Source organism: Prosthecobacter sp. (assembly GCF_044373815.1).
Taxonomy (GTDB): domain Bacteria; phylum Verrucomicrobiota; class Verrucomicrobiia; order Verrucomicrobiales; family Verrucomicrobiaceae; genus Prosthecobacter.
On record NZ_JBIPNG010000007.1, the window covers coordinates 23563 to 42400 of the forward strand.

At 60.0% G+C, this 18838-nt stretch carries 15 protein-coding genes; 9 read left to right on the forward strand and 6 right to left on the reverse strand.

Going from position 1 to position 18838, the window contains the following annotated elements; genetic code table 11:
• Positions 1-21: 21 nt before the first annotated feature.
• From ACIREA_RS01355 to ACIREA_RS01375, 5 genes are all read right to left on the reverse strand, one after another.
• Positions 22-1011, reverse strand: a complete 990-nt coding sequence (locus ACIREA_RS01355; RefSeq protein ID WP_397379790.1) for a sulfate ABC transporter substrate-binding protein — start codon at positions 1009-1011, stop codon at positions 22-24.
• 48 nt (positions 1012-1059) lie between these two features.
• Entirely contained in the window at positions 1060-2487 is a 1428-nt protein-coding gene (locus tag ACIREA_RS01360; RefSeq protein ID WP_397379792.1) for an alginate export family protein, read from the reverse strand.
• Between the two features lie 269 nt (positions 2488-2756).
• Positions 2757-6845 carry a beta strand repeat-containing protein gene (locus ACIREA_RS01365; protein WP_397379794.1) on the reverse strand — a complete coding sequence of 1363 codons (4089 nt, stop codon included), beginning with the start codon at positions 6843-6845 and terminating at the stop codon, positions 2757-2759.
• Positions 6846-7363: 518 nt separating this feature from the next.
• On the reverse strand, positions 7364-7903 hold the full coding sequence (locus tag ACIREA_RS01370) for an RrF2 family transcriptional regulator (protein WP_397379796.1): 540 nt from the start codon (positions 7901-7903) through the stop codon (positions 7364-7366).
• A gap of 82 nt (positions 7904-7985) precedes the next feature.
• Complete coding sequence (locus ACIREA_RS01375; protein WP_397379798.1) at positions 7986-9215, reverse strand: hypothetical protein; 1230 nt, start codon at positions 9213-9215, stop codon at positions 7986-7988.
• A 193-nt stretch (positions 9216-9408) separates the two neighbouring features.
• On the opposite strand from ACIREA_RS01375, the gene ACIREA_RS01380 reads away from it, so the two are divergent.
• Positions 9409-10791: an NAD(+)/NADH kinase gene (locus ACIREA_RS01380; RefSeq protein WP_397379800.1), complete on the forward strand. Its 1383-nt coding sequence runs from the start codon at positions 9409-9411 to the stop codon at positions 10789-10791.
• Positions 10788-11636 carry an MBL fold metallo-hydrolase gene (locus ACIREA_RS01385; protein ID WP_397379802.1) on the forward strand — a complete coding sequence of 283 codons (849 nt, stop codon included), beginning with the start codon at positions 10788-10790 and terminating at the stop codon, positions 11634-11636. Before ACIREA_RS01380 ends, ACIREA_RS01385 begins: the two co-directional genes overlap by 4 nt.
• A gap of 96 nt (positions 11637-11732) precedes the next feature.
• Here ACIREA_RS01385 and ACIREA_RS01390 read toward each other — a convergent pair whose 3' ends face one another.
• Positions 11733-12170 (reverse strand): rhodanese-like domain-containing protein, encoded by a 438-nt coding sequence (locus ACIREA_RS01390; protein ID WP_397379804.1) that lies wholly within the window; start codon positions 12168-12170, stop codon positions 11733-11735.
• Positions 12171-12711: 541 nt separating this feature from the next.
• Between ACIREA_RS01390 and ACIREA_RS01395 the strand changes: the two genes are divergently transcribed.
• The 7 genes from ACIREA_RS01395 to ACIREA_RS01425 all read left to right on the forward strand — a co-directional run.
• Positions 12712-13107 (forward strand): prepilin-type N-terminal cleavage/methylation domain-containing protein, encoded by a 396-nt coding sequence (locus ACIREA_RS01395; RefSeq protein ID WP_397379806.1) that lies wholly within the window; start codon positions 12712-12714, stop codon positions 13105-13107.
• Between the two features lie 117 nt (positions 13108-13224).
• Positions 13225-13713, forward strand: coding sequence for a type II secretion system protein (locus tag ACIREA_RS01400; RefSeq protein WP_397379807.1), 489 nt, complete (start codon positions 13225-13227; stop codon positions 13711-13713).
• Between the two features lie 24 nt (positions 13714-13737).
• Entirely contained in the window at positions 13738-14142 is a 405-nt protein-coding gene (locus tag ACIREA_RS01405) for a type II secretion system protein (protein WP_397379809.1), read from the forward strand.
• A gap of 11 nt (positions 14143-14153) precedes the next feature.
• Positions 14154-14678 carry a type IV pilin protein gene (locus ACIREA_RS01410; protein ID WP_397379811.1) on the forward strand — a complete coding sequence of 175 codons (525 nt, stop codon included), beginning with the start codon at positions 14154-14156 and terminating at the stop codon, positions 14676-14678.
• Positions 14679-14696: 18 nt separating this feature from the next.
• Positions 14697-16871, forward strand: a complete 2175-nt coding sequence (locus ACIREA_RS01415) for a GspE/PulE family protein (protein ID WP_397379813.1) — start codon at positions 14697-14699, stop codon at positions 16869-16871.
• Between the two features lie 39 nt (positions 16872-16910).
• The gene (locus tag ACIREA_RS01420) at positions 16911-17390 is read left to right on the forward strand and encodes a response regulator (RefSeq protein WP_397379815.1); all 480 of its coding nucleotides are present in this window, start codon (positions 16911-16913) and stop codon (positions 17388-17390) included.
• Positions 17387-18838, forward strand: a 1452-nt coding sequence (locus ACIREA_RS01425) for a histidine kinase dimerization/phospho-acceptor domain-containing protein (protein WP_397379817.1), incomplete at its 3' end; no start/stop codon positions are given. The genes ACIREA_RS01420 and ACIREA_RS01425, both read left to right, overlap by 4 nt.

Sequence of the window (18838 nt, forward strand, 5' to 3'; positions counted from 1 at the left end):
TCACAGGGCCGGGCGGTGGGCTTACTTGCCTTGATAAATCTGGTCAAAGATGCCGCCTTCGTCGAAGTGCTTTTTCTGCGCCTTGCCCCAGCCACCGAAGTCGCCGTCGATGGTGACGAGGTTCAGTTTTGGAAAGCGCGTGCTGTATTTCGCGGCGGCTGCGGCGTCACGCGGGCGGTAGTAGTTTTTGCCGATGATGTCCTGCGCCTCGGGGGAGTAGAGGTATTCGAGGTAGGCTTTGGCGACTTCAGCGGTGCCCTTTTTCTCGGCGTTCTTGTCCACCACGGCCACGGTCGGCTCGGCGAGGATGCTGATGGAGGGCACAATGATCTTGGTCTGGCCGGGGAACTCGCGCTGGATGAGCCATGCTTCGTTTTCCCAGGAGAGGAACACATCGCCGATGCCGCGCTGGGCGAAGGTGGTGGTGGAGGCACGCGCACCGGTGTCCAGCACCGGCACGTTTTTGTAGAGGGCGGCGATGAACTCCTTCGCCTTGGCTTCGCTGCCAGTTTTCTTCAGGGCGTAAGCCCAGGCGGCGAGGTAATTCCAGCGGGCACCGCCGGAGGTTTTCGGATTCGGAGTGATGACGTTCACGCCTTCTTTCACGAGGTCGTCCCAGTCCTGGATGTTCTTCGGGTTCCCCTTGCGAACCACAAACACAATGGTGCTGGTGTAAGGCGCGCTGCTGTTGGGCAGGCGCTTCTGCCAGTCTTTCGCGATCAAGCCGGCCTGCTGGCCGATCACGTCGATGTCTCCTGCGAGTGCCAGCGTCACCACATCTGCTTCAAGGCCGTCAATGACAGCGCGGGCCTGCTTGCCGGAGCCGCCGTGCGACTGGTCGATGCTGACTTTTTTGCCGGTGGTTTCCTTGTAGTGCTTGGCGAAGGCTTTGTTGAACTCCGAGTAGAGTTCGCGGGTGGGGTCGTAGGAGACGTTGAGCAGCTCAAAGTCGGCTGCGTTTGCGGTCAGGCCGAGGAGGACGGCGGAGAGGAGGCTGAGGCGTGTTTTCATGGTATTTGAGGGAAGAATTTGAAATGAAGAAGTTTGCCCTTTCACACTTCAAAAGAAGCGATGGCTGAATTCGAAGTAGGCGAAGTTGGTGCTGGGGCGCTGCAGCTGGCGCTCCACAAAGCCGCCTGCGGCAAAGTAGGCGTAGCCCACGGTGAGCTCTGTTTTTGCGTCCAAGGTATAGCGGGCGCGGATGTCAAACTCCTGGCCGAGGAAGCTGCCGCTGCGGCCCGTGCGATCTCGGGCGTTGTTGGCGGCGTTGAAGCGGTCCGTGCCGCTGGCGAGCCAGTAGTAGCTGTAGCCAAAGTCCACGCGCAGATTGTGACGCGGCTTGAGCTCCACCCGAACTTTGGGCGTGCTGATGTTTTCAAAGACGATGTAGTCGTTCGCCGACCATGGACGGCCGAAGCCGAAGAAGCGCTCGAAGCGGTTGTCCGTGGTGTCGTTCGGATTGCGGTCGCCGCTGGCGTAGCCGTAGAACAGGCTGACGCGCGGCTTCCACGGATTGGAGCTGAGAGTGTAACCCACCTCCACCGTGCCGGCATAGGCACGTACTTTGCTGGTGCCATTCTGGCCAAACTGGTAGTTCATGCTGGCGTCGTAGTCGAAGCCCGTGGCGCCGATGATGCCGTAGCCACGCAGGCCGGGGTTATGCACCATGCGCTCTGCCACGCCCCGATAGGCGGACTGATGCAGCGCGAGGTAATAAGGCTCCAAGGTGATGATGTCAGACCACTGGCGCAGATGGCCGATGGCGGCATACAACCATTGCTGCTCCACCGGACGGTCCATCTGATACAGCAGGCGGTTCAGCGGCTGCACGGCGAGGAGGTCGAGCTGCCAGTCGCTGCTTTCCTGGCCAAGGCTGGCGTGGAAGCCCTGAAAGGCGTTAGCGGTGTTGCGCCACTGGTTGTTGCCGATGAGGCGGCGGTCGAGGAATTCGAAGTTGTGAATCCCGTAGCGGATGCTGAGGGGCCGGGCGTTGCCGATGGCGTCATGTCCGAAGAGGTCTTTGAAATAGAGCTCCACGTAGGCGCGGATGACTTCAAACTCATTCACGTCACGGTTGTCACGCGCATACCTGCCGTTTTCGCGGCGTGAGTCCTGCATCTCAAACGCAAAGCGAAAGGGGTCGAGGATGTCCTTGATGCCGATGTAGGCACGGGTGCGGTGGGGCAGGGGCTGGTCCACTCCCTTCTGCGCACGCCGCAGGTCGTTGTCGCGGTACTCGTAGCGGAAGCGGTAGTCCAGGCCCACATCGAGCCATTTGACGTTCAGCAGAGAGTCGACGCCCAGCTCGCTTGCGTTGCGCACATACTTTGGCGGATCTGGATCACGCGTCGTGCTGTAGCTGAGCGGGTTTTGATAATAGGTGCCGCGGGTGATATGTTTGGAGCCTTCATCCGCGCCGTTTGCGAGAGAGGCAATGATTGCAAGCAGGCCCAGCAGGGATGCTTTGGAAGTTTTAAGAGGGGACATGGGCAGAGACGGTATAAGGTTTGGAGCCGGTGTTTCTATGAGAACTGATCTGAAGCCGAAGGAGCCCGAATGGAGAGTCGCACAACAAAGAGATGGAATGCGACGTTGCCTCGAACACCTCCGGCGGACCGGTCAGTCATTGGAAAGGCGGGGAATCCGTGAGGGGCTCCTTCGGCCATGTGACGACTGTATATTCCTACTAACTACATAGATCAAGTATGAATTAAAACTTTTTCATGCCATGCTGCAGGGCGCATGTCCGGCCCGGGTCATGCCAGGTAACGCCTGCGACGAAACAGCAGCCAGAAGAGGCCGGACAGGGCCAGAAGAGCGTGTGAAGGCTCGGGGACGGCGATGATGCTGAGCGTGCCGCTGGAGTAAAACTGGCTCCAGTCCCAGGCGAGACCGAGTGCGCTGAGATCGGGCAGGCCGGTGACAGTGTCGAAAGTGCCGGAGACAGAGGACCAGTCGATGAGATTCCACGAAGATCCTTGCACCCATGCGCCGTCAGCCAGCGGGAGTGTGCTGTGGATGCTAAGCGTGGCTCCGCTGAGCGTCACGGCACCACCGCTCAAGACCAGGAGATCATTGCTGCCGCCCGGCGCATTCAGCGTGCCGCTCGCAGCACCGCCGATGATGTCGAGCTCGATGCTGCCGCTGATCATGAAGCCCGCAGCGGCCTGCAGCGTGAGGGTTTGCGCATCCTGAACTCCGTTCTGTCCCGCGAAGATCACTCCACCAGTCTGCTGAGTCAGAGTCACGCCCGCTGTGAGCGATCCTGCGGTGCCACTGCCACCGAGGCGTCCGCCGTTGGCAATGGTGAGCGATCCAGTTCCTGTGGCTGAGCCCGTCACATTGCTCACCACCAAGGTGCCGCCACTCACCGTGGTACCGCCACTGTAGGTGCTGGCTCCGGCGAGAATCCACATGCCTGCGTCCTGCTTCACCAGTGCCACGGCATTCGTGCCGCTGGTGCCCGCGCCGGTGTTGTTGATGATCGCGCCCTGAATGGTGTTCGCGCTGGTGTTGCTGCCGCCGAGGGTGAGTACGCGTGGCGTGCTGCCTCCCGCCGCGCCGACTGTCACCGCGCTATTCAGTGTGATGGCGGTGAAGACGAGTGCGCCGCTGCCGTTGCTGAGAATGGTTGCGCCACCGGTGGCCGTTGCGCCGGTGCCGCTGCCCACCTGCACGCGGCGGTTCGTGCTGTCTCCGGTGCCGAGGTAGCTCAGCGCGCCGGTGTTGGTGGTGCTGCCAAAACGGATGATGCCGGACGTTGTGTCCTTGTCCGCCGTGCCCAGTGCTCCGACCACGCCGATGTTTCCCAGCGCATAGATCTCCGTGACGCCGTTGTTGAGCTGCGCCTGTCCTGTGAAGGAGTTGGTGCCGCTCAGGCGCAGCGTGCCGCCGTTGCCCTTGGCCAGGCCAAAGCCGCCGCTGATGACGCCGGACACCAGCACATCCACCGCCGCATTGGGGCTGTCATTCACGACGATGCTGCGGTCTGCATTCAGCACGAGATTGGCCGAGATGATGGCCTGCCCGTTTTCAAAACCTGCCGAGCCCGCGTTGTAGGTCACATTGCCTCCGAGGGTGAAACTGCCGCCGCTGGTGCTGCTGATGAGGCTTGCAGTTTGTCCGGCCACGGTGGTGTTCGCATTGCCCAGGGTGAGCGCTCCGCCCACCGTTGCCGCCGAGCCGCCCACATCGAAGGTGCCCGCGTTGATCGTCAATGTCGATGACGTGGCGATGCTGCCGCTCCCGGTGAGTTTCAACGTCCCGCCATTCACCGTGGTGATGCCGGTGTAGCTGGTTGCTCCGGAGAGAATCCACGTTCCTGCATCAGCTTTGGCAAGCGCCAGAGTGCCGCTGCCATTCGTGATCGCGCTTTGCACCTCATTCTCGCCGGTGTAGCTGCCACCGAGTGTGAGTGTCTTCGTGCCGGTGCCCGTATTGGAAATGACGCCTGAGAAGATTAGCGCGCCGCTGCCGCTGCTGTTGATTGTAGCAGCTCCCGTCGTGGTGGCCGCGAGGTTGATCGTGCGGTCCGTCGTCACCGCGCCGCCGGTGTAGATCAGAGTGCCCGCGACGTTGGTGCCGCTGCCGAGATTGACCGCACTGCCTGCACCTGCGGCACTGCTCACTCCCGCAGCGCCGAGCGAGGTGATGGTCAGCGTGCCTTGGTTCACCGAAAGGGCTCCGGTAAAGCTGCTGGTGCCTGAAAGCGTCCAGGCACCCAGCCCTGTTTTGACAAACGACAGCACGCCACCGCTGCTGTCAACCAGGGCGCCTTGGAATTCATTCGCCCCGGTGTTCGTGCCGTTCAGGGTGAAGGTCTTCGCGGCCGTGCCTATGTTGGAAAATGTGCCCGTGAACAGCAGCGCGCCACTGCCATTGTTAGTGATCGTGCCACCGCCTGTGCTTGTGGATGCGAGCACAATCGCACGATTCGTGGAGCCACCCGTGCCCGTGTAGATGAGCGTGCCTGTCTGTGCAACGCTGCCCAGATTCAGCGTGGTTCCGGCACCCAGCGCGCTCTCCGTGCCGCTGTCGGCGATGGTGTTGATCGTGAGCGAGGCGCGATTGATTGAAACGGCTCCCGTGAAGGTGTTCAGTCCGGAGAGCAGCCATGTGCCTGTGTCGGCCTTTGTCACTGCCACCACACCGCCCAGGCCGCCATCTGAGATCACACCTTGAAAATCATTGCCCGTGGCCGTGCCGTTCAGTGTGAGCGTCTTCGTGCTTGTCGTGGCCACATTGGTCACACTCCCGGTGAAGATCAGCGCGCCTGTGCCGCTGGCATAGATGGTGGCCCCGCCTGCGCCGGCGGAAGCCAGATTGAGCCTGCGGTTTGTGCTGGCAGCCGCGCCCGAATAAAACAGCGTGCCTGTCTGCGCGCCGCTGCCGAAATTGATCACGCTGCCCGCACCGATCGCGCTGCTGGTTCCGCCGTCCGCGATGCTGTTGATCGAAAGGATGCCCTGATTGATCGTCGTGCTCCCGGTGTACGAGTTCAGCCCCGACAGCACCCAGGTTCCGGCAGCCGACTTCGTCACCGCGAGGGTTCCACCATTTCCACCATCGCCGAGGGCGCTCTGGATCTCATTGGTGTCCGTGTTGGTGCCACCCAGCGTCAGCGTCTTCGCTCCGCTCAATCCTGCATTGGTGAAGGTTCCGGTGAAGATCAGAGCCCCGGTGCCATTCACGTTGTTGTTGTTGATCGTGGCCCCTCCGGTGGTGGTGGCCGCGAGGTTCACTGTGCGGTTGGTCGTGCCACCCGCTGTTCCCAGATAGGTGAGGACGCCGCCTGTCGTGGTGCCGCTGCCGATGTTGATCACGCTTCCCCTACCGATCGCGCTGTTCAATCCGCTGTCTGCGATGCTGTTGATCACTAGCGTGCCCTGGTTGATCGTGGTGATCCCGGTGTAGGTGTTCAGGGCGGAGAGCACCCACGTGCCTCCGTTGCTCTTGGCCAGAGAAAGTGTGCCGCTGCCATTGCCCAGCACACTCGGGATTTCGTTGTTGTTCGTGTTGCTGCCGCCCAGAGTCAGCGTCTTCGCGCCCGTCCCGGCGTTGGCAAAGGTTCCGGTGAAGATCAGCGCCGCCGAGCCGCTGCTGTTGATCGTGGCCGCGCCGGTGGTGGTAGCCGCCAGATTCACCGAGCGGTTCGTCGAGCCGCCCGTTCCGGTGTAGGTCAGTGTGCCCGCCGTCGTGGTACCGCTGCCCAGGTTGATCACGCTGCCAGCACCGATGGCGCTGTTCGTCCCGCTGTCCGCGATGCTGCCGATGGTCAGGACTCCCTGATTCACGGAAATGGCTCCGGTGAAGGAATTGCTCCCAGAGAGCGTGGCGGAACCCTGGCCTGCTTTGATGAAGCCAAACGAGCCGCCGCTTTCACTGAGAGTGCCGTCGATCACAAAGGTGGTGCCCGTCGCCGCCGTCAGGGTGCGTGTGCCGCTGAGGATCAGCCCCAGGCTTAAAGTATGCGTGTGGGTCCCCGTGGTGCCGCTGGAGGTGATGTTCCCCCCGAGCGTGGTCGCATTCCCTGTCAGGGTAAATCCAGTGCCGGTGCCGCCATCATTGGTGAAGGTGAGCGCGTTCGTGCCGCCGAGCGTGAGGCCGGTGAGGTCGTTTGTGCTGGAGAGATTCGCCAAGCCTGCGGTGGTGAGATCGAAAACAAGGCTGTCGCCGTTGGCGGGCAGGGTGTTGCTGAGCCAGTTGGTGTTGGTTCCGGAAGCGCCGGAACTCCAGCTTGAGCTGACGTCACCCAGCCAGGTGAGAGTGGCTGCTTGCGCGGTGGTGGAAAAATGAAGAATGAGAGCCAGTGACAGCCATGGCTGCCTGCGGAATGGAAGGGGCATTGCGTTGAGCGGGGAGGGGCTTCCGGCGCTCCTTTTTGGCGGTCACGCGGTGCAGGGATTTCGGCCTACGGCCTTCCGCTGCGGCGGATCAGCCCATCTCACGGGCAGCAAGGCCGCGTGTTAATGCACACTAAAACAGTGTGGGTTTAAATGCTGCCTCAAAACATACTGGTCAAGTATGTTTTGTGTGCTTTTTTGTGACAGGCTGCGTAGCGTGGGCTTTGAGATCGCGGCGGGCGGATGCATCCGCTTTCATGCCCATCGACTGGGAGCGCCACCTCCCATGGCTGCTTAGCTCGAACTGCTGCACAGTGGATCAGGTGTAAGGATCGACGCCTTGTACTGCTTCAAGTTTTCATCGTGGGATGATCAACGCGAAGAGAAATTGAGATCATGCATATTCCGGAACCATCTCAGAGGTGACGGTGTATGGCGTGCCTTCGCCCACGGAAAAGGTTCCGGGCAAATGCATCCTGACTGTTGGATGCTTTGTAGCGTGAGGAAGTACTGCGGTGGTGTTACGCCACGGAGTCAAGCAGCACGGCCAGGAAGCCATCTGATGGATCGGCATGCCGGGCACTGGCTTTTTTCCTGGCCGCTTTTTTGGGTACTGTGGCACACTGCGCCTGTTTGCGCAGGGTGACTTCCACCACGTTTTCCAACGTGTAACGGTCCAGAATGTTCGCGATCGCGTTACGGACATCAATCATGAGCATGCGCAGCCCGCAATGCGTCTCGTCCGGGCAGCTGCACTTCTCATACTCGGTCTCGCTGGCGCAACCAATCGGGGCCAGCTTGCCATCAATCAGGCGGACGATTTCGCCCATTTTGATCGATTTCATCGGCTTGGCCAGCCGCGTGCCGCCATATTTGCCCCGCATGCTTTCCACGTAGCCGGCTGTGCGCAGCTCAAACAAAATGGCTTCGAGAAATTTAAAAGGCAGATGCTCCTGCTCGGCCAATGAGGAGACTGAAATCACGCCCTCTTTCTGACGTTCGGCAATGCCAAGGCGTATCAGGGTGCGCAATGCATATTCTCCACGTTTGGTCAGTCGCATGGTAATACTTATGAAAGTGCTACGCCCACCGGGCAAGTAGGATTACTTTATTTCACCTGCGGAGGTTTGAGAGGGCGTTTTGCTATCTGGAATCTTTGGACGTGGCGATGGGCATGATGCCGAGATCGCGGGCGTCGGGGATGGAGATGAGCTGGATTTCGGGGTCTGCCTCTTCGGAGTCGTCGGCCAGCTCGGTCTTGTACTTCTTGAGGCTGGCGTTGCCGATTTTGACGGCGCTGGTGAAGGTCTTGTAGGAGGCTTTGAACTCGGTGAGTTTGGCTTTCTCGGTGAGATTCGCGATTTCTTCGACGGACTTGATTTCGTCGTTGCCGAGCATGGTGGTTTCGAGGCCGATGCGTTTGGCGTCTTCGCCATCCCCGAGGTCGAAGGCGAGGAAGCAGTGGCCGGGGATCATGACGAGGTAGGAGGTGATGCCGATTTTGCTGAGGACAGAGGCCATGAGGACGGAGCCGTCCACGCAGTTGGCCTGGGTGGCCTGGACGGAGTCGTCGAGGAAGCGCACGGTCTGGCTGACGACGAATTTGCTGGGGAGGGTGTGGGAGACGTCGCTGTATTTGATGCCGCGGCGCTGGAGGGCGTTCCAGATGGCGAAGACCTGCATCATGACGTCTTTGGGCTCTTCGGACTGGTAGCCGGAGAAGTCGGAGACGATGCCGCTTTTGAGGGCTTCCTTGAGGATCATGTCCACCTCGGGGTGGTTTTCGTTCACGTAGGCGGCGAAGAGCCAGGAGAAGTCGTCGAAGTCCTCGCCGTCTTCGTCCCAGAGGACGTAGAACATGCAGTCATTGATGGAGCGCATGACGTAGGTTTCATTGGCTTCAGGGATGGCGACGCCGTTGACGGTGGCTTTGAAGGTGACATTCACGGGGCGCTGCTGGCGCACTTTCAGCAGGGCATCGTAGTCCCAGATGGCTTTGGGGAAGATGCGTGCCTCTCCTGCTTTGGTGATGCGGCTGACTTTGCCTTTCCAGGTGGAGGGCTTGAGGAAGCCGTCGATGGAAATGGTGACTTCGACGGCGGCGTTTTTGGGCAGGCCGGTGAGATCCACGGCGAGCCAGCCGTTTTCATCGCCATAGAGGGGGATGTCTTTTTTCTTGGGCTTGGGATCGTCGGCGGTCTTCTTGTCCTCGGCGTCCTGGTCGTCGCCGTTCCAATCGACGGTGGCGGTGGAGATGAGGGCGCTGGGGTAAAGATCTTGCTCGGTGTAGGACCAGGGGTCCAAGGTGACCTTTGCCTGCAGGCAGGAAGCGAAGGCGGTGAAGAGGAGCAGGGAAGGGAGGGAAAGTCTCATGGTGAGTCGTTGAATATCAAAGGGTAAGCTGCCTGATGCGGGCGGACGGGGCAGGGGAGACACAGTATCATGCAGCGGTTCTGCTGCGTCAGGAAAACTGCAGAGGAATAAAGATTTACCTCATGTGTTGGGCTGACTTTGCGGGACGGCTTCTGGCTGCTTGCACTCGTAGGGACCACTGGCACGGTGGGGCATGCCAAAGCGGATCGCTATTTTTGGAGGCAGCTTCAATCCCCCGGGAAATCACCATGCGGCCATCGCCGTGCGGTTGGCGCAGGATTTTGACGAGGTGAGGGTGATCCCCTGCGGACCAAGGCCGGACAAGCCGGTGACGGACAGCGTGCCTTCGGTGTATCGTGCGGCGCTGGCGGACATTGTGTTTGGTGGGCTGCCGAAGGTGACGGTGGATCTTTCGGATTTCGAGCAGGAGACCTTCACGCGGAATCATGAGCTGCAGCGGCGCATTGAGGCGGAAGGGGAGCTGTGGCATGTGGTGGGGGCGGATCTGGTGACGGGCGGGGCGAAAGGAGAGTCGCTGATCCAGCGGACGTGGGCGCAGGGTCTGGAGTTGTGGGAGCAGGCGAATTTTGCGGTGCTGAAGCGGCCGGGCTACACGATGAGTGATGACGACCTGCCACCGCATGCGCGGGTGATCGAGCACCTGGTGGAGGGATCCAGCACGGAGATCCGCGAGCATTTGAGCCATGGGAAATGTGTGCGCGATCTGGTGCCGCCTCGGGCGGAGGCCTACCTGGCGCGCTACGGCCTGTACCGTGCGCCGGTGCCGGGGAACTGGGCGCGCGGCACGCTGGAAGACGCGAAGTTTTTCCTGCAGGCGGATGTGGACAACCCGAGGGTGCGTGAGCTGAGCCAGCTGCTGGATGGCGGGGATGTGGCTGCGGGAGAGGCGGATTTCATCAATGTGATCGGCGGGGACGGGGCGATGCTGCGGAGCATCCGCGAACACTGGCGGAAGAGACTGCCGTTCTTTGGAGTCAATGCGGGGCACCTGGGGTTTTTGCTGAACGGGCTGGAACAAGTAACGGCGAATTCGTTTCCGCCGAGTGATGTGATTTTCCGCCAGATGCCCATGCTCTTCCTTGAATTTGAGGATGAAGAGGGCCGCAGGCATCCGGCGCATGGGTTCAATGATTCCTGGCTGGAGCGTGCGACCAGCCAGTCGGCGTGGCTGGAAATCACTGTGAATAACGTGCGCCGAATTCCCAAACTGGTGTGCGACGGGGCGCTGGTGGCGACGGCGGCCGGATCGACTGCATATGCACGGAGCATGGGGGCGGCGCCGCTGCTGGCGGATACGCCGGCATGGTTACTTGTGGGCTCGAATGTGCTGCAACCGGCGCACTGGCGCAGTGCGCTGCTTTCTCCCGACACGACGGTGGAGATCCGAAACATCGATCCGAAGCACCGTCCGGTGCAGGCGTATGTGGATGGTCTCAGCATGGGGCGAGTGGTGGCGCTGCATGCGCGGATGTCGCGCGCGGCGGCGGCGGAGCTGGTGTTTTGCGCCAGCCATGACATGGCGGAAAAAATCGCAGCGATCCAATTTGGCGCATGATCCCAGCGTTACAAAAAGACGATGCGCTGCTGGCCGACATAGCGGCAGCTTCGCTTGACGAGGACACGCTGCATGTGTGGTGGCTGGGGCAGAGCGGATTTTTGGTGCAGTGGGCCGGGGAGCGGCTGCTGTTTGACCCTTACCTCTCCGATTCACTGACGGAGAAGTATGCCGCCACGGACAAGCCGCATGTGCGGATGACGGAGCGCTGCATCGACCCGCGCCGGCTGACGGGCATCAGGCGTGTGACGGCCAGCCATGTGCATACGGATCATCTGGATAGCGCGACGCTGGTGCCGCTGGCGGAGACGAATCCGGGATTCCGGCTGTATTTGCCGCATCCGGTCATTCCCGAGGCGCAGAAGCGGCTGGGGGATGCCGCGGTGACGTACTGCGGTACGGGGGACAGGGACAAGTATTTTGAGGGGAAATGGGAGATCCGCGGGGTCATCGCCAAGCACAATGAGGTGATCCGTGATGAGGATGAGAACTGCCACTGCACGGGCTTTTTGGTGAGGTGCGGGCCGTTTACGATCTACCACAGCGGGGACACGCTCTGGCACGATGACATTGTGAGCATGGCGCGTCAGTTTTCGTGCGATCTAATGCTGCTGCCGATCAATGGGAACCGGCCGGAGCGACGGGTGGCGGGAAACCTGAATGGCACAGAGGCGGCGGCGCTGGCCAAGGTGGGCGAGGCAAGGCTGGTGGTGCCGTGCCACTACGACATGTTTGAGTTTAACACGGAGACGACGGACGAATTTGTGAGCGCGTGCGAGAGGCTGGGGCAGCCGTGCCGTGTGATGCGGTGTGGGGAGCGGCTGGAGATGAAGAAGGCGGAATAAGGCCAGAGGACTGTCAGAGGCCCGAAACATCCAGCCTGCAGATCTAAAAAAGGCGAGACGCCTCGATCCATTGACAGGCCGGAGGCCTATCCTCCATCATTTGGCGATGGCCTGGCCGCTGGCGGACCAGGCATTGAAGCCGCCTTTGAGGAGGAGGATGTTTTTGAAGCCGAGCTGGTGCATCTGGACGGCTATGGACTGGGCGCGGCCGCCGATGGCGCAGTGGACGATGCAGGGCTTGGTTTTGTCGAGCTTGGCGAGGGCATCGAGGGTCTTCTGGCCGTGGAAGTAGTCGTAGTTGAGCGAATTGAGGATGTAGCCGCGGGTGTGGCGCTCGTCTTCGGTGCGGACGTCGATGATCAGCGTGTCCGGGTGATCGACGAGCTGGCGGAGGACTTGCTCCGGGGCGATCTCGTGAACTTCCGGGGGAACCACCTCGGCGGGTGGCAGCACGGGGCTGGCGGGGGGCTCGGCTGCGAGGGCAGACGTACAGAGCCCGAAGAGCAGGAGTGCTGGCATGAGGAGGTGATTCATGAATGATGGAAATTTGCCTCTATGTGGCGGGTTGGCGAGCGGAAGTCGCAGAGGTGGTCTTGGACTGTGAGTTTCAGATGAAGCATTGGATTATTGTTGGTATGGAAAATACCATTCACGATAATCGGCTTTGTTCAAAAATTAACGCATCATTAATAATATCCATAGAATTACAGCGGGAAGGAGAAGGGCTGAATTATGAGAGGAATTAAATCGCCAATTAAATCCATGATTGGTGGGAATTGGAGCGCACCATGGGGGGAATGGGGTGCTTTTCGAAGGGAAATAGCTTCAAACTTTGCCCGCATTCGAAAAAAGACGCACCCGAATTAAAGGTCCTTAAGGGAGGGCTTTAGCTGGGTAAAACGACTGCAAAGACTGAAACAGAGACGAGTAGCTTCGTTGTAATTGTAAAAAATATGAAAATAATTATTGAAGTTATAACCATCATAAATTACAATTTTCATAATTCGAGGCTGAACAACTCCACAAGCTGATCATCTCGAATGCAAAACCAACAGCCAAACACACACAACACACTATGAAAAACATCAAGCTCAACACCTCCCGCAAAGCTGGCTTCAGCCTCGTGGAAATGCTCGTCGTCATCGCCATCATCGGCATCATCGCCGCTATCGCGATCCCGAACATCGGCAACCTGAACGACAGCGCGAAGAGTGCTGCCGCCAAGCGCAATGCTCAGACCGTCTCCTCCGTGCTTAACGCCGCTATCGCAGCTGGCGTTGACACCACTGGCTGGACCACTGCCAACCTCCTCGACAAGGCACAGACCGGCGTCAGCCCTGGCACGGGTGCCTTCTCCGGCAAGACCTTCACCTCCGGTCCGATCAACGACACCGAAGAAGCTGCCGTCAAGGCCTACCTGACATGGGACGACACCAACAAGCAGGTCAAGTATGATCCAGGCACTTACTAATATTGGTGCTGACGCGCCCGGCACTGGGGTTTGAACTCAGTTTCGGACGATTCACGTCCGCCGGGGAGGTGACTCCCCGGCGTTTTTTTTGCAAAAGGGAACGAGGCGGCGCTGGTTATGAACATGACAATTCGCAAACAGAGAAGGGAAGGATTCAGCTTTGTTGAGGCCATCTTCACGATTGCCATCATCGGCATCATGTCTTCGATTGTGGTGGCGGCGATTTCGAATGCCTCACGTGATGCGCATCGTGTCATGGCACGGCAGCAGCAGGCAGCGGTGCAGGGCGCGCTGACGGCGTGGGTGATGGCGCAGATGCGCGTGGGCAACACGGCCCAGTATCGCAGTCTTGAGAGCGTGCGTTCTGCTTATAACTCGGTGGGCAACAGCCAGCTGCGATTCAAGCTGCTGATCCCGGACCCGACATCGGCGGATCCGAATCTGCGGGCAGGCTTCCTCGATCAAACGACCGCAGATCATTTTGCCGATTACACGAGCAATTCCAATCAACTGCAAACCTCCGCCTTGTACAATGCACAGCAGTACCTGACGCTGCCAGACTGGCAGCAGGGCGATTTTCCCCGTGTGGACCTGGTCAATCAATAAACCGGTCTCCCGCTCAACTTCATCATGCACACCCCCTCTTCCAAATCTCACTTGTTCAGCCGCGGTTTCTCGCTGGTGGAGATGATGGCCTGTGTGTCGATCATTGGCATCATCGCCTTCATGGCGATCCCGTCCGTCACCCGCATGCGGGGTGACAGTGAACGCAATCTGGCCATCGCGCGTGCGGAGTCCCTGAATCTGGCGCAGGCGAGCTACATCCAGGTGCGAGGCCGGACCCAGGCTGCGCTGGAATGGGTCGCAGCCTCGACGCCTGATTCGAAGTACCTCCTTCTGCGCAACTACCTGAGCTTCGCGGAGCCCACGCTCAGCCTCTACCTGCCGTCCGGGTACACGGTGGCATTCCCCCCAACGATCACATCCATGACCAAGGTCTCTCTCACCAGCCCGACCGGAGTCATCAATTACTGACGCACCACGGCATGACCCTTCCCCTACATCGAGGAAAGCGAACCACCTTCCTGCCAGCCGGCAGTGAGCGTGGGTTTTCCATGTCGGAGATGGTCATGGTGATCTGCATTCTGTCAGTGCTGGCGGGCATCGCGGTGCAGTCGTTCAGCCAATTTTTAGGTGGTTCCAAAGATGCACTGGCCGAGTCACGGCAGGAGACGCTGAACCAGGCGCTGTCACGTTTTGCGCAGCAGAACTACGAACTGCTGTTTGACTCCAGGAGCGGGTCCGTTTCGGATGAGATGCTCATTTTGCGCACGCTGCAATATCGTGATCCGAACAGCAAACGTGCGCAGCCGGGCTCCCCCTATGTGGACCCACGGTATAATCCGACCTCCTCCAGTGACATCTCCGTACATCGTCTGCGCTGGTCGGGGAAGATGTTTGAACTGCTGAAACCTGGGCAGAGCGGCACCGGCATGCTGATGAATTTCGATGGTACGGACTTCACCACGGCATTTGATTTTCCGCCGAACTTCCAAACGGCGGGACGCTGATCCAGCCACGCTACACTCATGTCTGCCACCCTCCAGATCCCGACGAACCCGCTCGCGCCAAAATCCTTTGGTGCTGCGAGTAATCCGCCAAACACGATAGTTGAGGCGAGGCAGACGGCGATCCTTGCCATTCAATCGATTGAGGGCCTGGCGCTGCAGCATGGCATGCTGCCGGTGACGCTGCTGCGTGAGAGCTGCTCGCCGGATGCGGAGCGGCTGATCCGCAAGCTGGGCCGGGTGCCATATGTGGCGGATCCCTGGCTGCCGGTGAGCACCATCGGACCGCTGCTGGTGATGGCGCATCACAATCCGCGGGCGGGAGATTTGTGGGGCGTTCCGCACTTCCTCACGATCCGGGTGCTTGTCACGCCGGATCAGTACCAAAACACGCGGAAGGATCTGGTGCAGCGCTTTGGGCAGATGCCGATCTCGCAGTCCAACGCGATGGAGCAGCTGCAGCCGCCGGTGTTTTCCGACCTGGGGCTGGAAGGCACCTTCCAATGGCTGCTGGAACGTTATCCCTATGAGCCGGCTGAAATCACGAAGCTGAAAGGTTTCTACGAGGCGCAGAAAGGCAAGACGGAGACGCTGGGAGTCACGCATTTCAATGTGGTGCAGCGCAACATGGGCATCGCCCTGCAGCACCTCGTCAGCGGCTGCCGAACGCTGGTGTACAGCGCTACTGAGGCGCAGCGGCAGACTTTCTTCCCGATCCCGCTGCTGGAGCGGCACAATGTTTACCCGCTCTACATCGGCAAACAGGTCGTCTTTTTGCTGAGTGAGAGCGCTGACTGCTATGCTTTCGAGGACGAGTGGCTGTCGATGGGCAATCCGTCGGTGAAGATCGTGCCGGTGCTGGCGGATCTGGCGAGCATCCGTGAGGCGATCAACCGCGCGGGCGCCACCTTTGACCCCGGCGCGGTGGCTTCGATGGACGGGACGACACTCTCGGTGGCCGATGATGCCAGCGTGGTGGAGATTTCCCCGGAAGACATGGCGCGGATCAATCCGCAGAATCCGAACCATGAGCCTGAGCAGCTGGTGCAGTGGGCGCTGTTCACCGCGATCCGCTGCCGCGCCTCCGACTTGCATCTGGAGAAATTCTACAGCTTCACGCGCTTCCGTGCGCGCATGGACGGCACCATGAAAACGATCATGACCGCGCCGGAGAGCCAGCTCAACCGCTACGTGGCGCTGCTGAAAAACTACGCGGGCATGAGCCAGAACCGGCAGGAGTGCCAGGATGGACGCATGGCGCTCTCGATCGGCCGGCGCCGGGTGGATGTTCGTGTGGCTGCGGTGCCGACGCGGCGTGAGTTCCAGAAGGTCATCATGCGTTTCCTGGACAAGCAGGACGGGGTGAAGCGCCTTTCGGATTTCAATCTCTCGCAGCGCCAGATCGACATCCTGACACGCACCATGCAGCGCGACCAGGGGCTGGTGCTGGTGACGGGTCCGACCGGCTCTGGTAAAACGACCACGCTCTATGCGCTGCTCAACAGCGTGAATGATGAGAGCGTGAACATTCAGACGATTGAAGACCCGATCGAATACGAAATTGAAGGGATCAATCAGACGCAGACGAACAATGCGCGCGGACTCGACTTCGCGAACGGCCTGCGCTCTCTGCTGCGTGCCGACCCTGACATCATCCTGATCGGTGAGTCACGCGATGCGGAAACGGCGGGCGCGGCGGTGAATGCCTCGCTCACGGGGCATCTGGTGCTGACCACTCTGCATGCGAATGACTCTCTGCGCGCGGTGTCACGACTGCTGTCGATGGGGGTGGAGAAATATCTGCTGGCAGATTCACTGGCCCTCAGCCAGGCGCAGCGTCTGGCGCGCCGCCTGTGCACCTACTGCAAGCAGCCGATGCAGGCCCCCCAGGATATTCAAGATCTGATGGCCAAGCAGGCCGTCATCACCCAGCCGATCACCACACCCATCTACAATGCCCGCGGGTGTGATGAGTGCCATGGCACAGGCTATGCCGGACGCGTGGCGCTGATGGAACTGTGCGAGGTGAACAATGAATTGCGCGACCTCGTGGAGGAAGGAGCTCCGCTGAGCGCGATGCGCGCCGCCGCCTTCAAAAATGGCTTCCGCTCGCTCTACCAAGAAGGCCTGCAGCAGGTCATCGGCGGGCACACCTCACTCGACGAGATCAAATGTCTCAGTTACACCGCCATGTAAAAGAGAAGAATTTTTTCAACCATCCAACTCTTGAACGCCATGCCCCAGACCACCCAGCTTCTGCCTCGTGAATTTGCTTCGCGTGCCATTGCGCGCGTGTTGATCATCGATGATGAACCCCATGTGCTGGCTGTGGGAAAGGCCGTGCTGGAGGCCCACGGTTTTGAGGCCGTCACCTCCCGCAGTGGTGAAGAGGCGCTGGAACTCGTGCGCGTGGGCATGGAAGCGGGGCAGCGTTTCACCGCCGCCATTCTGGATCTCACGATGCCTGGCGGTGCCTCTGGCTTTGAGGTGCTCGAATGGCTGCGTGCGTGTGATCCACGGCTGCCCATCATCGCCTGCAGCGGGTACTTTCAGGAGGATGTGAAGGATCTTTGCCAGGCGATTGGTTTTGTGGATGTGCTGCACAAGCCCTTCAATCTAGAAAGCCTGTGTCTGGCGGTGCGTCGTGCCATGGTTCAGGATTCGGAAGTGACGGAGTCAGGTTTCTCGGCCTTCAAACCTGGTTATGCTTCATGAGGTTTCACTTTCAGATCGCCAACCGCTTTACACTGCTCGGCATGTTTGCCGTGCTGGTGGGTGCGGGGGCGACTGCCACGGGCTTCATCTGGCAGGAGTTTATCACTCTGCGTTTCGTGCAGAGCTCCTACCTCGGTGCGGTGGCATTGGCGGGCCAGATGGAACTGAACCGTCAGGCGCTCACTGAGAGCGAGATGGCCGGAGTGGCCCCGCTGAACTGGGAGAATGAAACACGCATGCGGATGCGCCTGCAGACGGTGGACATCCCGCCAGCCTTGCAGAATCTGGGTCTCCAGGTCGAGGTGGTGGCGCCACGCCAGTCTGAGGGCACCGGTGCTCCGCCGGTGGCGAAGTCTCCGCCCATCGTCATCCTGCCGGGCTGCCAGAATTGTTTCATTGATGAGCCGGCTGCGGCCCACGTGAACAACCTCATCTACCGGGTGATGGCGGGGAGCTCGCTGGTGATGGATGACACCAGCGACAGTCGTGATCTGGAAATCAACGGGGGTGATCACTGGCTGATCAGCGCCGCGCCTTTGTACTCACGCAGCGGTCATGTGGCGGGTGCGTTCCTGGCACGCCAGCCGGTGGTGCAACTGCGTCATCTTTTCAATGCCCAGCGCCTTACCGTGCCCATTCTCGGCGCTTGCGCCGGTCTGGCCCTGGCGGTGTTTAGCTTCTACATCATCGGCAGGCGCATCACGAAGAAGACCCATGCGCTCGTGGACGCCTTCCGTGCGATGCGTGCGGGGAATCTCAATGTCCGCGTCCCCGCCAATGGCAATGATGACCTAGACCTCGTGCAGGAGGAGTTCAACACGATGATCTCCCATGTGCAGGAGGATGACCAGCGCAAGCACACGCTGCTCGTCGAATATGAAGCGGCCAAGCGTCAGGCGGAAACCGCAACCGCCGCGAAGGGCAGCTTCCTAGCGAACATGAGCCATGAGATTCGCACGCCGATGAATGGGATCATTGGCACCACAAGCCTTCTCATTGAGATGGGGCTGGATCCCGAGCAGGAGGAGCTGATCCGCATGATCCGCTCCAGCGGTGAATCGCTCCTTCACGTGATCAATGACATCCTCGACTTCTCCAAGCTGGAGTCCGCGAAGATGGACATGGAAAAATTCCCGGTGGACATCGAGAAGCTGCTTGGCGAAACGACGGACGTCTTCTCCCACAAGGCTGCGGAAAAGAACATCGAGCTCAATGTCCACATTGACGCCGCTCTGCCGCGCAAGGTGCTGGGCGACTTCCAGCGCATCAAACAAATCCTCGTCAACCTTGTGGGCAACGCCATCAAGTTCACCGAGAAGGGTGAGATCCTGATCCTGGTGCGCCAGGTTTCACGCCAGACGCCGCAGGGGGACAAGACACTGCTGCATTTCTCCGTGCGAGACACGGGCATCGGTATTCCGCCGGAAAAAATCGGCCAGCTTTTCCAG

Bases quoted from the DNA above. Each gene is read 5' to 3' on its own strand.
- ACIREA_RS01365 (WP_397379794.1), bottom strand. From the start codon at position 6,845: ATGCCCCTTCCATTCCGCAGGCAGCCATGGCTGTCACTGGCTCTCATT.
- ACIREA_RS01395 (WP_397379806.1), top strand. From the start codon at position 12,712: ATGAAAAACATCAAGCTCAACACCTCCCGCAAAGCTGGCTTCAGCCTC.
- ACIREA_RS01415 (WP_397379813.1), top strand. From the start codon at position 14,697: ATGTCTGCCACCCTCCAGATCCCGACGAACCCGCTCGCGCCAAAATCC.
- ACIREA_RS01390 (WP_397379804.1), bottom strand. From the start codon at position 12,170: ATGAATCACCTCCTCATGCCAGCACTCCTGCTCTTCGGGCTCTGTACG.
- ACIREA_RS01360 (WP_397379792.1), bottom strand. From the start codon at position 2,487: ATGTCCCCTCTTAAAACTTCCAAAGCATCCCTGCTGGGCCTGCTTGCA.
- ACIREA_RS01385 (WP_397379802.1), top strand. From the start codon at position 10,788: ATGATCCCAGCGTTACAAAAAGACGATGCGCTGCTGGCCGACATAGCG.
- ACIREA_RS01355 (WP_397379790.1), bottom strand. From the start codon at position 1,011: ATGAAAACACGCCTCAGCCTCCTCTCCGCCGTCCTCCTCGGCCTGACC.
- ACIREA_RS01410 (WP_397379811.1), top strand. From the start codon at position 14,154: ATGACCCTTCCCCTACATCGAGGAAAGCGAACCACCTTCCTGCCAGCC.
- ACIREA_RS01400 (WP_397379807.1), top strand. From the start codon at position 13,225: ATGAACATGACAATTCGCAAACAGAGAAGGGAAGGATTCAGCTTTGTT.
- ACIREA_RS01380 (WP_397379800.1), top strand. From the start codon at position 9,409: ATGCCAAAGCGGATCGCTATTTTTGGAGGCAGCTTCAATCCCCCGGGA.
- ACIREA_RS01370 (WP_397379796.1), bottom strand. From the start codon at position 7,903: ATGCGACTGACCAAACGTGGAGAATATGCATTGCGCACCCTGATACGC.
- ACIREA_RS01405 (WP_397379809.1), top strand. From the start codon at position 13,738: ATGCACACCCCCTCTTCCAAATCTCACTTGTTCAGCCGCGGTTTCTCG.
- ACIREA_RS01420 (WP_397379815.1), top strand. From the start codon at position 16,911: ATGCCCCAGACCACCCAGCTTCTGCCTCGTGAATTTGCTTCGCGTGCC.
- ACIREA_RS01375 (WP_397379798.1), bottom strand. From the start codon at position 9,215: ATGAGACTTTCCCTCCCTTCCCTGCTCCTCTTCACCGCCTTCGCTTCC.